10 protein-coding genes and 1 other RNA gene are annotated in these 17,042 nt (G+C 31.7%); 6 read left to right on the forward strand and 5 right to left on the reverse strand.

Translation table 11 applies throughout. The annotated features are described in order from the left end of the window. Nucleotides 1-20 precede the first annotated feature (20 nt). From Q0857_RS12100 to Q0857_RS12110, 3 genes are all read left to right on the forward strand, one after another. The gene (locus Q0857_RS12100) at nucleotides 21-491 is read left to right on the forward strand and encodes a hypothetical protein (protein WP_298535602.1); all 471 of its coding nucleotides are present in this window, start codon (nucleotides 21-23) and stop codon (nucleotides 489-491) included. 77 nt (nucleotides 492-568) lie between these two features. Further along, complete coding sequence (gene pheT, locus Q0857_RS12105; RefSeq protein ID WP_298535604.1) at nucleotides 569-2,995, forward strand: phenylalanine--tRNA ligase subunit beta; 2,427 nt, start codon at nucleotides 569-571, stop codon at nucleotides 2,993-2,995. A gap of 98 nt (nucleotides 2,996-3,093) precedes the next feature. Then, nucleotides 3,094-3,324: a DUF2007 domain-containing protein gene (locus tag Q0857_RS12110; RefSeq protein WP_298535607.1), complete on the forward strand. Its 231-nt coding sequence runs from the start codon at nucleotides 3,094-3,096 to the stop codon at nucleotides 3,322-3,324. Nucleotides 3,325-3,411: 87 nt separating this feature from the next. On the opposite strand, the gene Q0857_RS12115 is transcribed toward Q0857_RS12110, so the two are convergent. Beyond that, a complete protein-coding gene (locus Q0857_RS12115; RefSeq protein WP_298535609.1) occupies nucleotides 3,412-5,037 on the reverse strand; it encodes an ABC-F family ATP-binding cassette domain-containing protein in 1,626 nt (541 codons plus the stop codon). 173 nt (nucleotides 5,038-5,210) lie between these two features. On the opposite strand from Q0857_RS12115, the gene Q0857_RS12120 reads away from it, so the two are divergent. After that, complete coding sequence (locus Q0857_RS12120; RefSeq protein WP_298535611.1) at nucleotides 5,211-6,632, forward strand: hypothetical protein; 1,422 nt, start codon at nucleotides 5,211-5,213, stop codon at nucleotides 6,630-6,632. A gap of 1 nt (nucleotide 6,633) precedes the next feature. On the opposite strand, the gene Q0857_RS12125 is transcribed toward Q0857_RS12120, so the two are convergent. Then, a complete protein-coding gene (locus Q0857_RS12125) occupies nucleotides 6,634-7,437 on the reverse strand; it encodes an SDR family oxidoreductase (RefSeq protein ID WP_298535613.1) in 804 nt (267 codons plus the stop codon). 202 nt (nucleotides 7,438-7,639) lie between these two features. Continuing rightward, nucleotides 7,640-7,738: signal recognition particle sRNA small type (gene ffs / locus Q0857_RS12130), an RNA gene on the reverse strand. 88 nt (nucleotides 7,739-7,826) lie between these two features. Here ffs and Q0857_RS12135 point away from each other — a divergent pair. Beyond that, nucleotides 7,827-8,861, forward strand: coding sequence for a glutaminyl-peptide cyclotransferase (locus Q0857_RS12135; RefSeq protein ID WP_298535615.1), 1,035 nt, complete (start codon nucleotides 7,827-7,829; stop codon nucleotides 8,859-8,861). 11 nt (nucleotides 8,862-8,872) lie between these two features. Here the strand turns inward: Q0857_RS12135 and Q0857_RS12140 are convergent, their stop codons facing one another. Further along, entirely contained in the window at nucleotides 8,873-10,363 is a 1,491-nt protein-coding gene (locus tag Q0857_RS12140; RefSeq protein ID WP_298535617.1) for an aminotransferase class V-fold PLP-dependent enzyme, read from the reverse strand. A gap of 36 nt (nucleotides 10,364-10,399) precedes the next feature. Next, the gene (locus tag Q0857_RS12145) at nucleotides 10,400-12,376 is read right to left on the reverse strand and encodes a thioredoxin family protein (protein WP_298535619.1); all 1,977 of its coding nucleotides are present in this window, start codon (nucleotides 12,374-12,376) and stop codon (nucleotides 10,400-10,402) included. A gap of 343 nt (nucleotides 12,377-12,719) precedes the next feature. Here Q0857_RS12145 and Q0857_RS12150 point away from each other — a divergent pair, with 343 nt between their 5' ends. Then, entirely contained in the window at nucleotides 12,720-16,982 is a 4,263-nt protein-coding gene (locus Q0857_RS12150) for a hybrid sensor histidine kinase/response regulator transcription factor (RefSeq protein WP_298535621.1), read from the forward strand. Nucleotides 16,983-17,042 lie beyond the last annotated feature (60 nt).

Consider the following 17,042-nt stretch of genomic DNA (forward strand, 5'->3'; position numbering starts at 1 on the left):
GTATCATTCAAACTTAATTTATGAAAGCTGTATCTTTAAGAGAGATTAAAAAAGAATTAAACACACTTTCGAGTCAAGATATTCAGGAACTCTGCTTAAGGTTATCTCGTTTTAAAAAAGAAAACAAAGAGCTTCTCACCTATTTATTGTTTGAATCACATAATGAAACTGGCTATATAGACAGTGTAAAAAGTTATATGGATGATGAGTTTGAAATTATAAATAGAGACAGTTATTTTTATATCAGAAAGAGTGTAAGAAAGATTTTAAGAAACGTAAAAAAATTTATTCGTTACTCGCAAAAAAAAGAAACCGAAGTAGAACTTCTACTTTACTTTTGCAAAAAACTTAAGGCGTTCAAACCTACTATTTCAAGGAGTATGCAACTACAAAATACTTTTGACAGGCAAATTTTACTCTCTAAAAAAATTATTGGAACCCTCCACGAAGATTTACAATATGATTATAATCTTCTACTAGAGGACATTTAATCATAATTCGTAGCGCTTTATTTGAATGCTTGCTTCAATATTTTATCTTTGCAGGCTATAAAATAGGATATTGATTTATGAAGATTTCGTATAACTGGCTGAAGCAATTTTTAAAAACAGATTGGACTCCAGAACAAACAAGTGAATTGCTAACAGATTTAGGTCTTGAGGTTGAAGGTCTTGAAGCTTACCAATCTATTAAAGGAGGACTAGAAGGTATTGTTGTTGGCGAAGTACTAACGTGTATAAAACACCCTAATGCAGATAAATTAAAGGTTACAACCGTTGATATTGGAAGTGAATCTCCCTTACAAATAGTTTGTGGAGCCCCTAATGTTGAGGCGGGACAAAAAGTTCCCGTTGCTACAATTGGCACTATTTTATATACGGAAGAAGGAGAATCTTGGAAAATAAAAAAGGGAAAGATTAGAGGGGAAGAAAGTCATGGAATGATTTGCGCTGAAGATGAGTTAGGTTTAGGAAAATCTCATGACGGTATTCTTGTTTTAGATAATAAAATTAAAGCAGGTACTTTAGCAGTTGATATTTTTGATATAGAAAATGATCACGTATTTGAAATAGGGTTAACACCTAATCGAGCAGATGCCATGAGTCACTTAGGAACGGCTCGCGATTTAAAAGCCGGTTTGGTTCAAAAAGACATCAATTTAGAGTTAATAACACCTTCGGTAAGTGCTTTTCAAGTTGAAAACAGAACTTTAAAAATTGATATTGATGTTAAAAACAAGGACTTAGCACCAAGATACTGTGGCGTTACCATTACTGGCCTAAAAGTTAAAGAGTCTCCAACGTGGCTACAAAACAGACTTAAAGCTATTGGCTTAAACCCTATCAATAATATTGTAGACAGCACGAATTATGTATTACATGAATTAGGACAGCCTTTACATGCTTTTGATGCTGTTAAAATTTCAGGAAATAAGGTTGAAGTTAAAACATTAAAAGCTGGTACAAAATTTACGACACTAGATGGAGTTGAACGTGAATTACATGAAGATGACTTAATGATTTGCGATGCCGAAAAACCTATGTGTATTGCAGGTGTATTTGGAGGCGAGTATTCTGGAGTTTCGGAGAGTACAACACGTATATTTTTAGAAAGTGCGTATTTTAATCCTGTTAGTATTCGTAAGACTGCTAAGCGCCATGGTTTGAATACTGATGCTTCGTTTAGATTCGAACGTGGTATTGATCCGAATATTACCGAATATGCCCTTAAACGTGCAGCCCTTTTAATTCAAGAAATAGCAGGAGGAGAAATAACTAGTGATATTGTTGATGTTTACCCCAAGAAGATCAAAGATTTTGAAGTGCGCTTAAGTTTTGAAAACGCTAAAAAATTAATCGGGGAAGAAATTCCTAAAGAAATTATTAAACGTATTTTGTCTTCTTTAGACATCAAAGTAAACAACGTAACAGAAGCTGGCTTAGGACTAACTGTTCCTGCTTATAGAAATGATGTTCAGCGTGAAGCCGATATTATTGAAGAAATTTTAAGAGTTTATGGTTACAACAATGTCAAAACTACTAAAAAGCTAAATGCATCAATTTCCACTACGTCGCGTTTTGAAGATTATAAAATTCAAAACGTAATTGGAAATCAATTAGCCTCTCAAGGGTTTTATGAAATTCTATCAAATTCACTCACCACGGCTAATTATATAGCTTTAAGTGATCAATTGAAAGAAGAACATAATATAACCATGCTAAACCCTTTAAGTAGCGATTTATCTGTTATGAGGCAATCGTTATTATTTTCTGGTTTAGAGTCAATATCATTCAATATAAATAGAAAACGTGCAGATTTAAAATTCTTTGAATTTGGCAAAACTTATCATGGTTATAAGGATATTAGAGAAGAATTTAAACACCTTTCCCTTTTTGTAACTGGAAATCAATCTCAAGAAAATTGGCACAACAAAAGTAAGCCAAGTGATTTCTTTTTAATGAAAGGACTAATTATTTCTGTGCTTGAACGCATGGGCATATCAAGATTTAATGAAGCGCCAATAACGAATGATTTGTTTGGTGAGGGCCTAACAATAACTTTAGGAAAAAATAAATTGGTTGATTTTGGTTTAGTTAAGAAAACCATCCTAAAGCAATTTGATATCTCACAAGAGGTAATTTATGCCGATTTTAACTGGGACACCATTTTAGATCTTATCAAACATAATAGTATTAAATTCAAAGCAATTCCAAAATACCCTGAAGTACGCAGAGATTTTGCACTTTTACTAAATGATAATATTTCATTCGAATCTATTTACAAAATTGCAAAGCAAAGTGAAAAACAATTGCTCAAGGACGTTAATTTATTTGATGTATATCAAGGCAAAAACTTACCTTCAGGTAAAAAGAGTTACGCCGTTAGTTTTATATTACAAGATGTAAACAAAACGCTTAACGACAAACAGATAGATAAAATTATGAAAAAACTGCAAACCAATTTTGAAAAACAATTAGGAGCAGAATTAAGGTAGTTTCACATAATGACTTAACATTAAAGCCAGCATAAGTTGGCTTTTTTATTATCCAAATATTTCGTATATTTAAGTAGAAACCTTAAAATCTTATCGTCATGTCAAACTACATAAAAGTATTTACCGGAAATTTCATAGAGGTACAACGCATTTTTAGTGCACTTGAAAAACTGAATATTTGTGCTGTTATTAAAGACGAATCAGAATCTGGACGATTAGCGGGTTTTGGCCCTTCCATACAAGGTTTGCAGGAAATACATGTTCACAGGGATGAACACGATAAGGCTATAACCATAATTGAGAATCTTAGCTCAGAACTACAGGCTTAAGCCTAAATCATATAAAATATAAAAAGACCTCAGAGGTTTATTGAACATGCGAGGTTGTTTTTGTTATAATCAAGGTTATTAGTTATTTTAAGCGGTTACCAAGTACATCTTTTCGCGCAACTCCTTTATTTTCTTATCCTGCATGTACTCATCAAAAGTAGTATAGCGATCAATAACCCCATTAGGTGTCAATTCCACTACTCTATTTGCCACGGTTTGAGCAAACTCATGATCGTGGGTTGTAAATAAAATTGTCCCTTTAAAGTTTTTAAGTGAATTATTAAAAGCTGTGATACTTTCTAAATCTAAATGATTAGTTGGTTCATCTAATTGTAATACGTTTGCTCTCATCATCATCATTCTAGATAACATACATCTTACCTTCTCACCTCCTGATAATACCGAAGATTTTTTAAAGGCCTCTTCACCACTAAAAATCATTTTACCTAAGAACCCACGGATATTAACCTCTTCACGCTCTTCTTCAGTAGTTGCCCATTGACGCAGCCAATCGATTAAGGTTAGCTCATTATCAAAGAACTCACTATTGTCTAACGGTAAATAGGATTGTGTTGTGGTTACACCCCACATAAACTTACCAGAATCAGCCTTTTCCTTATTATTTAATATTTGATAAAATGCAGTTGTGGCTCTAGAATCTCTAGAGAACACCACGACTTTATCTCCTTTAGCCAAATTTAAATCTATATTTTTAAATAAATTTTCACCTTCAATAGAGGCAGATAGCCCTTCAATATTTAAAATCTGATCTCCCGCTTCTCTTTCTCTTTCAAAAATAATGGCAGGATACCTACGACTGGTTCGTCTAATATCTGCAATATTTAGTTTTTCAATCATTTTCTTTCTACTGGTAGCTTGCTTACTCTTTGCTACGTTCGCGGAAAAACGACGTATAAATTCTTCCAGTTCCTTTTTCTTTTCTTCGGCTTTCTTATTTTGTTGCGCATGTTGTCTCGCGGCTAATTGAGAAGACTCATACCAAAATGTATAATTCCCAGAATAATGATTTATTTTACCAAAATCAATATCAGAAATATGGGTACAAACCGCATCTAAAAAATGCCTATCGTGAGATACGACGATAACACAATTATCATAATTAGCTAAAAAATTCTCTAACCAAGAAATAGTTTCATAATCCAAATCATTGGTAGGCTCATCCATTATTAGTACATCCGGATTTCCAAACAAAGCTTGTGCTAATAACACACGAACTTTTTGCTTACCATCCAAATCGGCCATTAATGTATAATGAAACTCTTCTTTTATGCCAAGATTAGAAAGCATAGACGCCGCATTACTATCTGCATTCCATCCGTCCATTTCTTCAAACTTAACCTGAAGTTCTCCAATTTTTTCAGCATTCTCATCAGAATAATCAGCATAAAGCGCATCAATTTCGGTCTTGATATCAAATAAAGGCTTATTTCCCATTAAAACGGTTTCTAAAACTGTATGTTCATCATATAAATTATGATTTTGTTCTAGAACAGACATACGCTTACCAGCCTCTAAAGACACATGTCCTGATGTTGCCTCTTGCTTACCAGATATAATCTTTAAAAACGTAGATTTTCCAGAACCATTCGCACCTATAATACCATAGCAATTACCATTATTAAAAGTAGTATTTACTTCATCAAAAAGTACGCGTTTTCCAAATTGGACAGAAAGATTTGATACTGATAACATAATATATTATTAATTTTTTTGCAAAAGTAGAAAAATCAAATGGTAAGAAGAAGTATCATACCCTATTTTTCGTGTTTCCCATTTTCCACGAAATTAAGATTTAACAACGCCTTAACAGGAGTTTTTAATTACAACATATACTTTTGTTACCGGAATGTACCCTAAAAGGAACTATGAAATTTTATCTCTCATTTATATTACTTCTCCTATCTTTTTTGAGTTGCGAAGAAGATAGCAAAAAAGCGGATGTTAATTACGCCTATATAGGAGGAGAAATTATAAACCCAAACACCAACTATATTATTATATCGAAAGATAAAACCATAATTGATACCATTAAGTTAGATGGTAGAAATAGGTTTCTGTATAAGGTTAAAAACCTTGAAGAAGGTCTACATACGTTTAGACATGGTGGCGAATTCCAACTGATTTTATTAGAACCTGCCGACAGTGTCCTTTTTAGACTTAACACCTTAGATTTTGATGAATCACTAGTATTTACTGGTGAAGGTGATAAGAAAAACAACTACTTAATAAATGATTTTCTTGAAAATGAAAAGGAAGAACGTGATATAGTTAGGCTTTGCCAGTTAAACCCTGAATCTTATCAAAATCATGTTGATTCCTTAAAAGTTAAAAGAATTAGGACATTTGAAAAGTTTAAAAAGAGAAATGAGTTTTCACCTCTTTTTGAAAAAATTGCTATGGCTAATATTAACTATAGCTATTATTCTAATAAAGAAGTATACCCATTTGTCCATTATGGTAAAAATAAGGCAGCTATACTAGAATCTTTACCAAAAGACTTTTATGCATTTAGACAAAATATTAATTATAATGATGAATTTTTAAGTAGTTATCATAATTACAATTCATTCTTAAGACGACATTTTAGCAATCTTTCGTTAAGAACTCATGATAAACATGCTACAGCAAAGGCTTTTAATAGAAAGTCTTTATGCTATAACTTGGATAGGTTAAACCTTATTGACAGCCTAGTAACTAATGCGACCATCAAAAATGATTTATTATATCATTTTACAATTAAGTATTTATCGATTAGTAAAAATGAAGAATTTAATAATGCCATTTTAAAATCTTACTTGGATAAAACGACTAGTGAAGATGGTAAAAAAATAATGACACGTTATAACGCTTCAATTAACAGGTTGAAAGATGGCTCTGGCCTACCTCCAATAAGGCTAGTGGATTACAATAATAAAGATTTGGAAATAGGGTCTTTAATTAAAAAGCCAACAGTAATTACATTTTGGTCTAATACGTATTATGAACACTTTAAGGAAAACCATTATAAGTTAAAAGAATTAAAGGAAAAGTATCCTGAAGTCACATTTGTTTCAATAAATGTTGATGAATACAACTTAAACAAATCTAAAAAAATGTTGGAAGGTAATCAGTTTGATAAAACACACGAATATCAATTTAAACACCCTAAAGAAGCCTCTGAAGTTTTAGCTGTACATCCAATGACAAAAACTATTATCATTGATAAAAAAAAGAAAATAGTTAATAGCAACACTAATATTTTTTCAATCTATTTCGAAAAACAATTGCTAGGATTAATTAATAGATAAGTTAAAGTTTATAATGATTCATGAGAAGTTTTTCATAAACTCTATCAGGAAGAATTCGCTTCAAAACAATCGAAAATTTTTGCATAAATTCCCCAACCTTATAATGAACATTGGGTTTAGATTTGTTTATCACTTTATAAATAGCTTCAGCCATTAATAGCGGGTTACTGCCGTTATTAACATGGCTATTCATTAAATCTAAAGTGTCACTGTAAGGTTTGTTATACGGAGAGTCATCTTTCAATGGCACATGATATCTACCTGCTGCAATATTGGTGGCAAAATCACCTGGTGCTACATTAGTCATTTCAATATTAAAACCCTTTAATTCCATTCTAAATGCCTCTGTCAATAGCTCTAAAGCTCCTTTACTTGCACTATAAACACCTCTGTAGGGTAAGCCCATATACCCCGCTATAGAGGTAATATTTATAATTAAACCGTAATTCTGTTTACGCATTTGTGGCAAAACAGACTTAATAACATTAATAGGCCCGAAAAAATTAGTGTCAAAATTATTTTTAATCTCTTCTTCTGGCGTTTCTTCAATAGGACCAGTAATACCTGCTCCTGCATTGTTAATTAGAACATCTAGCCTACCCTCCTTTGATATGATAGTTTCTGTCGTATTAATAATAGTACGGTTTTCTTTAACATCTAAAGCCAATATTGGGAACTTACTTTCTGTGTATTTGTCCGGATTTCTACTTGTACCATAAACAATAAACCCTTTTTCAATTAAAAACTCCCCTATGGATTTTCCAATTCCAGAGGATCCTCCTGTAATTAAAACAACTTTAGACATAACGACTCTCTATTTATTGGGTAAAAATACAATTTTAACCGAAAGATTACCTCCTACTTGAACTTACAAAAAACTAAAAAATCTTGATTCGCCGTAGCTTTCAAGATTTGAATTTCCAATAACATCTCCCCATCCTTGTTGGGTATCCAAAATAAAATGTTTTGATGCACTTGGCTATCAGAATCTAAATTTTGGGCACAAAAAAAGGCAAGCTACCTACATCACACCGCTACGACCATTTACCTTTGCTTCGTTCCCGACCTGGAGGATTCAACAGGAGCTGGTTGTGTAGGACTTGCCGGCTGCAAAGATACAATCTTTTAAAATTTTCACAATGATTTTTTAAACTGATTTTAAATAAATATCTTGGCTCAAACTAAAAGATTACAATGAATACTTTCAAATATCTAGCAATCATATTTTTAGGCGGAATACTTATTTCTTGTGGCTCAAACTCTGGACATAAAAAAAATGATTTTTCTATTAAAACAAACGCCAATAAAGGGAATATTTCAAACAATGAAACATTAAAACTAACCTTGGAGAACAAAAAAAGCTATGTTATTGATTCAATTGCTTACGTTTTAGATGGAAATAGTATTGAAGAAAATACGCCTTTACAAAACTTCAAATTAGGAAAACACACTATTGAAGCAACCGTTTATTTTGAAAATGAAAAAAAGCACACCACTTCGCCATTAACTATTTTAAATAGCCAGCTTCCTAAAGTATATACGTATAAGATTATTAATGAATACCCGCATGATATTACTTCCTATACACAAGGCTTAGAATTTTTTAATGATACACTTTATGAAAGCACTGGGCAACATAAAGAATCAAAACTTCGCAAAGTCGATTATAAAACAGGTACCGTGCTTAAGAATATTAATCTAGCCGATGAATATTTTGGAGAAGGTCTCACCATTTTAAATAACAAAGTGTACCAACTTACATGGCAAAAAGGTACTGGTTTTGTTTATGATGTTAATACGTTTGACAAATTAAGTAGTTTTAGGTATGGTAATAGTAAGGAGGGCTGGGGTTTATGCAATCATGACAATATTATTTATAAAAGTGATGGCACTGAGAAAATCTGGTTACTTAATAATGAAACACTTGTTGAAGAAGCATATATTCAAGTATATACTAACAAGGGGAAAATAATTGGTATAAACGAAATGGAATGGATAGAAGGTAAAATATATGCTAATCGTTATCAAAAAAATGGGGTCGCCATTATTAATCCAAGTAATGGAGCAGTTGAAGGTGTTATAGATTTCACCCCTTTAAAATCAAAAGTGACGCAGCATGAAGGATTAGACGTACTGAATGGCATTGCCTATAATCCGAGTACTAAAACTATTTTTATTACTGGAAAACGTTGGGATAAATTATTTGAAGTAGAGATTGTTGAAAAATAAGAAGACTCTTTTTAAAGTTTAAACCAATCTTGCGTAATGTTTTTTTCTATATTCTGATTTCCCAAATGAATAAATTCGTTTTTAACTGAATTGTATTGGTAATCCATTCCCCAAACTTTATAGTTTGAGGCAACTGCACTTATCGCATCACAAATAAAAACAATTTCATGATTAGTCATGGTTGGGTGAATCGACATTCTTATCCAACCTGGACGCTCTATTAAACAACCCTCTAATATTTTTCCTTCTATTGACTTGGAGGTAGACTCATCTACATTTAATAAATAATGACCATAAGTTCCCGCGCAAGAACATCCTCCTCGTGTTTGCACTCCAAAACGATCATTTAAAAGCTTGACTATTAAATTATAATGTACATCCTCTATAAAAAAAGAAAACACTCCTAATCTATCTTTATGATTTGGAGCTAACACTTTGATATTTTGAATCTTATCTAACCTTTCAAAAACAATAGCGTTAAGTTCGTGTTCTCTATCTAATATATTTTGAATACCCATTTTTTCCTTCAATTCAATAGATAAAGCAATTCTAATCGCCTGCAAAAACCCAGGAGTTCCTCCATCTTCTCTAGTCTCAATATCATCAATATAATCATGATCTCCCCATGGGTTTGTATAGCTAACTGTACCTCCTCCGGGATTATCTGGAACTAAATTTTTATATAATTTTTTATTAAAAATTAAAACGCCCGAGGCTCCAGGTCCTCCTAAGAATTTATGTGGAGAAAATGTTATAGCATCTAAATATTCATCTTCATCATCTGGATGCATATTAATAGCGACATATGGTGCTGAACAAGCAAAATCAACAAAACACAAGCCATTATTTTGATGCATGACCCTTGCTATATCATGATGATTAGTTCTTATTCCAGTTACATTCGAACAACCTGTAACTGCAGCTATTTTTATAGAACAATGTTTATGTTTTTTAATTAGAGTATTCAATCCTTTTATACATGGTAAACCGGATTCATTTGATGGAATTACCTCTACTCTTGCAATGGTTTCCAACCATGATGTTTGATTAGAATGATGCTCCATATGCGAAACAAAAATGATAGGCCTTTTTTCTTCTGGAATTACAGTGTTCTCTTTTAAATTTTCATTTAATTTAATTCCCAAAATACGTTGAAACTTATTAATGGCTCCTGTCATACCAGTACCTACAGTAATCAAGACATCCTCATTTGATGCATTAACATGTTTTTTAATAATGTTTCTCGCATCATGATAAGCATGAGTCATAACACTACCTGTAATTGAAGTTTCAGTATGGGTATTAGCTACATAAGGGCCTATTTCATTGGTTATTTTATCCTCAATAGGCTTGTAGAGTCTACCACTAGCCGTCCAATCAGCATATATCACTTTTTTTGATCCATAAGGGCCATCAAAAAATTGATCTACCCCGACAATATTAGCCCTAAATGGGCTAAAATAAGTTTCTAGATGTGATACCTTCTTATCTAATGAATTCATATATCCTAAAAAAAGTGTTTTCCCTAAATGTATGACTTATTTTTTATTAAAGGCTTGTAATCCTTTTTCTAAAAACGCTGCGTACTCGTCTTCGTCAGGAGTATACCCAACAGGTTTAGTCAAAACTTCATTAGAGTTAGCATCATATAAAACATAATATGGCTGAGAATTAGACTTAAAAAACTGCGTTTGAAAGTTTGCCCATTTATGCCCATAATCAATGAGTAACCGAGTTCCTCCATTAACCCTATTAACTTCTACCTGCTGTTCTATAGGAAGGTCCTTCTTATCGTCAACGTAAAGCGAAATAAGCACATATTCGTTTCTTAAGTATTTATCTATCTTATCAATAGACCATACGTGCTCTTCCATTTTTCTACAATTCACACAAGCATAGCCTGTAAAATCAATCATTATAGGTTTGTTAACTTTCTTAGCATAAGCTATACCTTCTTTTAAATCTTTAAATGTATTCAGATTATTAGTTGATTCACTTGGATAAAACCAGCTATAACCTACTGGAGGAGCCAATCCACTCAATAAAGTTAAAGATGTAAATGTATTTGTTTCCTTATTAATGCGAAAACCAGATATCAGGTAAATAGTAAAAGCGGCAACCAAAACGGCACCAGAGACTCTAAAGAAAGATAATTTAGTTATTGGTGAATCATGTGGAAACCTTATTTTCCCAAACAAATACAGAGCCAATCCGCCAAAAATAATAATCCAGAGTATTAAAAATGGTTCTATTTTTAATACCCCCCAATGTTCGACCAAATCTGCATTCGATAAAAATTTAAACGCAAGTGCTAATTCCAGAAACCCCAAGATTACTTTAGTAGTATTTAACCAGCCTCCGGATTTTGGCAAAGCATTCATCATATTAGGAAACATTGCAAACAAAGCAAAAGGTAAACCTAATGACACTCCAAAACCTGCCATACCAGCTGTAAGTTGCCATGCTCCTCCATCTGCCGTTAAGGAACCTGCAAGTAATGAGCCCAAAATCGGTCCAGTGCATGAAAACGATACTATGGCCAAAGTAAGTGCCATAAAAAATATACCAATTAGTCCGCCTGCATTTTCTCCCTTTGTAGTTTTAGTTGTCCAGCTAGCTGGAAGCGTTAATTCATAATACCCAAAAAATGAAAATGCGAAGAAGACAAAAATCACAAAAAATATAATGTTTAACCATACATTAGTTGATATTTCATTTAAAATATCTGGATTGACAGAATCCAATAAATGAAAAGGGATACTCAAAATTAAATAAACCAATAGTATAAAAAACCCGTATAGGATGGCTTTTGAAATGCCCGAGCTTCTATTTTGTCCTCCTTTTTTAGTAAAAAAGCTAACGGTTAGGGGAATCATAGGGAATACGCACGGAGTTAATAAGGCTAGTAATCCTCCTAAAAAGCCTAATCCAAAAATAGTCCAAAGTGATTTCTTCTTAACAGAGGTACTTTCAGTTAATTTAATATCATTTGGTAGCATCCCATAAAGCATGTTGTTTACAGCATCATTATCTATAGATGACTTTTTATCTGTATTTACAGTGGAATCATTTTCTTTTAAAGAAAAAGTAAAATCCTCATTTATTTGTATACAAACCTTTCTACAAACCTGCCCAGTCAAATTTAAAGTAACTTCAGAAAGATTTGGATTCCTTACCTTTATTTTTTGTTTTAAAATGGCCTTATCATCAAAATAAGTCTCATAAACTTCAAATATTTCGTTAAATTTTTTTATGGTGTCACTTTCTATAGCTTTTCCTTCCAACTGATAATCATTAGTCCCATCTGATTTCACTATTGTTATTGGTAACGACCCACCTTCATCCGTATACTGCGAATACACATGCCAATTTTTTTCAATTTCGGCAGTTATTATTAAGTAATATTCATCACTTGAAATTTTTTCCACAGAGGTAGACCATTTTACTGGCTCTATTATTTGAGAAAAGCTATTAGCACTTAGAATTAATGCTATTAATAATAAAAGTTTTTTCATAATCTTATTTAGTTAAAAGGCCATTAAAATCATAGTTTTAAATGCATTCTTAAACTTTATTGATTTACAAATTCAAAAATCACGCCCTCAAAAACAAATGTAAAAAGAAAGATTCTTTATCCTTTGATAAAGAGTCTATAAAAGTGCGCTATCCCAACTTATAATATGTTAAATTTTTCATAATCTAACGGGCTTAAAAGTTTAATAAATGTATTTAATAAAGTATATTTAGGCAGGATTATCATGTTTTATTTTTGATAAAACCAACAACCTAACCTTTTAGTTTTTTTAAGAATTAATTTACTAATGTTTTTTTTAAAATCGTTAAGACAAAACCTTCATTATGAAAATTAAAATCTTCGTGATTTTATATTGTTTATTCCTTTTTTCGATTAATCTCGGATCTCAAAACAGATACCCCATTATAGAAAATACTCCTCTAAAATTTGAAAAACTAAATCCGGAAGATGGTTTAATTCATAATTCTATTACAAGTATTTTTCAAGACTCAAAGGGTTATATGTGGTTTGGTTCATTTAATGGTTTGTATAAATATGATGGATACAATTATAAAATTTACATAAATGAATTAGAAAACAACAGGTCACTAATAGGTAACGATATTTTAACACTTGCTGAAGATAAAAATGGTACACTATGGGTTGGTACCACTCAAGGACTGTGCAGATATAATAGAAGTACTGATGATTTTAGCCGATCTCTCCCTGCAAAAAATGAAGATCTTTTTATCGAAAATAAAATATTTGCTATTTATCAAGATTCGTTTAATACTGTTTGGGTAGGAACCGATAATGGTCTATATCAAATTGGGTGCGAAGAAAATAACTACGATGCAGTTATACATCAATCTGACGGTTCTAGTCAAGGTTTAAGCTTCAATTCTGTTAAAACGATCATTGAAGATAAATACAATAATCTTTGGGTAGGAACAAAAAAAGGCTTGAATAGAGTATCAATTAATAGGCAAGGAAAACCTGTTTTTAAGCAATTTTTAGCAAACTCAAATAATAAGCATGCGATCAGTAATAACTTCATAACCTCCTCATATATAGATGACAATGACAATTTATGGGTTGGTACTAAAAATGGATTGAATAAACTAATCTTGTCTAGTGGTGAAAACAAAACTACGTTCACTCAGTTTTTTAATGATAGAAATAATAAAAATAGTCTTGCCAATAATTATATAACTGCCATATCTCAGGATGATAATAAAGATTTATGGATCGGTACTAGGTATGGTGGTGCTAGTCGATATAGTCAAGGCAAATTTTCAACATTTCAAAAAAACTTGGGAGACAATAATAGCTTAAGTAGCAATGAGGTGTCCTCTATTTTCAATGGTAAATATGGTGTGCTTTGGATTGGAGTTATAGCGGGTCGAGTAAACAAATTAGACCTTAACAAAAAAGAGATTGCTCATTATAAATTTAATGCCCTTGATAAAACGAGTTTAAGTGATAATATAGTAAATGTAATTTATGAAGACTCAAAGAAAAACATTTGGATAGGCACTCATAACGGAGGTATAAACAAACTCATCATTGAAGAAGGTAAAACAATCTTTAAAAACCTCAATCACGATCCCATAAACCCTAATAGTCTTAGTAGTAATAACGTATTTTCATTTTGTGAGGATAACCATGGAAACTACTGGATAGGTACAGAAGATCAAGGGCTAAATCATGTAAAGTTACCGAAAAATAAAACATTAAAAAAAGCTAAAATATTAAGGCATTTCAAAGAAACCGGAGCAATTCCCTCCAATAATATATCCATTTTAATGAAGGATCATTTAGGAGATATTTGGATGGGATCTTTTGATGGAGATGGGTTAATGAAATTTACTCCAAATCAATTTGGAGATACCTTTCCTAAAGTTAATCATTATAAGCATCAGTCTTTAGACGAGAACTCAATAAGTTCGGATTATATCTCTTCTATTTATGAGGATAGCAAAAATAGATTATGGATCGGAACTTTTGGAGCTGGTTTAATGCGGATTGAGCGCGATTCAAATAACAACCCTACTGATTTTTTAAAAATAAAAAGCCAAATTAAAAACCCAAATAGCTTAAGTAACGATAATATTTTCTCTATAACAGAAAGTAAAGACGGAGCTATTTGGATTGCAACTTTTGGAGGTGGTTTGAATAAAATTGAAGAAAAATATATTGAAACGGAAAATCCTCACGTAATTCGCTTTGGTGCAGAACATGGTTTGACAAATCAAGAACTCTATGGAATTCTTGAAGACAGCAATGAAAACTTATGGTTAAGTTCTAATAAGGGCATTTACAAATTCAATAGAAAGGAAGAAAGATTTACTAATTTTCAAACAAGTGATGGTTTTCAAGCACTTAATTTTAGAAAGTTCTCATATTTTAAAGGTGATAACGGCTTAATGTATTTTGGAGGTATTAATGGGTTTAATGTTTTTAAACCGGAAAGTGTAAAACCCAATAATTTTAAGCCTAATGTGCAAATTGTTGATCTTAAAATTTTTAACGAATCAGTAGGTGTTAATCAAGAAATAAGCGGCGAATCCTTACTAAAAAACGCGATCACAGAAACAGATTCCATTGAGCTACATAGTAGTATTAACAATTTCACATTAGAATTTTCGGGATTACATTATGCCTCTCCAAAACAAAATAAATATCAATATAAGCTTGAAGGATTTGATCAATTTTGGAATCAAACAGACGCTAGCAGACGTTATGCTACCTATTCTAACCTTGATGCAGGAGTTTATAAATTTAAAGTAAAAGCATCTAACAATGATCTTATCTGGAATGAAACTCCAGATACTCTAATTATAAAAATACATTCACCATGGTGGAGAACTTGGTGGGCTTATCTCATTTATTTTTCAATAATTGTAGGACTTATGTTCTTGTTTAGACACTTTATAACAAAGAATAATGAATACCAAAGTAAACTCAAAATAGAAAGAATTGAACAAGAAAACTTAAAAAAACTTAACTCTGCCAAGTTAGAATTCTTTACTAACATTTCTCATGAATTAAAAACACCTCTCACTTTAATTTTAGGGCCTTTACAGCATTTAATTGATGCCGACAGTATTGATTTTAAAGTCAAAAACACTTTAACTGGTATAGAACGAAATGCCAAAAATCTTTATAAATTAATTAATCAGGTTCTAGAATTTAGGCGCATTGAAAATAATGAATCGCAAATAAGCTTATCAGAAGGGGATTTATCGAAATTTATTGAAGAAATAGTTAATTCTTTCTATTTTCTTGCTTTGGAAAGAAAAATTAAACTAACATTTAATTCTAACAAATCTAACTTTCACACACTATTTGATTGGGATAAACTTGAAAAGATAATTAATAATCTTATTTCAAACTGTATTAAATATACTCCCAAGCAAGGAAAAATAGATGTTTCTTTGCATTTTACAAACACTCTAAATGGTGAGTATAAAGTCGAAATCATGGTTGAGGATACTGGAATTGGCATACCAAAAAATCAACTAGCACTTATTTTTAATCGTTTTTACCAAATCAATAAATCAAATAGATCAAGTTCCATGGGTTCCGGAATAGGATTAGCTTTAACAAAAGCTTTGGTTAAGCTTCACCATGGAGACATAACTGTTAAAAGTAAAGAAAGTGAAGGAAGTAAATTCATAATCACTTTTCCTTTAACCGTGACCCAAACGGAAGGCAATAGTTTTGAAAAAATTCAGAATAAGGTTACTCCTTTAAAGCAGCTTGATGAGCTCCATCCTAATGAAGCACTTAAAACCTTAGATCCTCCAGTTGAAAAGGATAATATAACTAAAGACAAACCTTTACTTCTTTTAGTTGAAGACAATTTTGAACTTCAAAAATTCATATGTGATTCGCTAAAAGAAACCTATCAAATCATTCAAGCTTTCGATGGAGAAGCGGGTATTAAAATGGCCATTGAACACGTGCCTGATATTATTATAAGTGATATAATGATGCCAAAAAAAGATGGCATTGAGCTTTGTGATAATATTAAGAGAAATTTTGTCACCAACCATATTCCATTAATACTTCTAAGTGCGAGAAGCTCTATTGAACATCGAATTGAGGGACTCGAAGTAGGAGCTGATTCTTATATTTCAAAACCGTTTCATGTTAAACACTTAAAGGTTGCGCTTAGAGAACTATTAAAACAACGCGCTCTGCTTAAAGAAAAGTTTTCCCTAGGAAGTAATCATGTGTTAGAGGGATCCAATAATACCAATAAATTTGAAACAGCTTTTTTAGAAAAAATTGAAAGTATTATTGCAGAAAACATGAATAATACTCAATTTGGGGTTACCGAATTGGGTGAGGCTTTAAACTTTAGTAGAATGCAATTATATAGAAAACTAAAGTCGATTAGTGGAATGGCTGCAAACGAATTCATTAGAGAATTTAGAATCAAACAAGCCGCAAAATATATAAAGGAGACTGATATGAATATTTCAGAAATCGCCTATGATGTTGGTTTCAATAACCTATCTTATTTTACAAAATGTTTTAAACAAGTTTACAAAACCTCTCCTAGTAAGTATGCAAAAGAACATAGAAAAACCTTCTCTTAGAAATAGAAAAGGCGAGAATAAAATTCTCGCCTTAAAAACTAACTAAACTAACTAAACTAA

This window comes from uncultured Algibacter sp. (assembly GCF_947495925.1).
In the GTDB taxonomy this organism is placed as follows: Bacteria; Bacteroidota; Bacteroidia; order Flavobacteriales; family Flavobacteriaceae; genus Algibacter_E.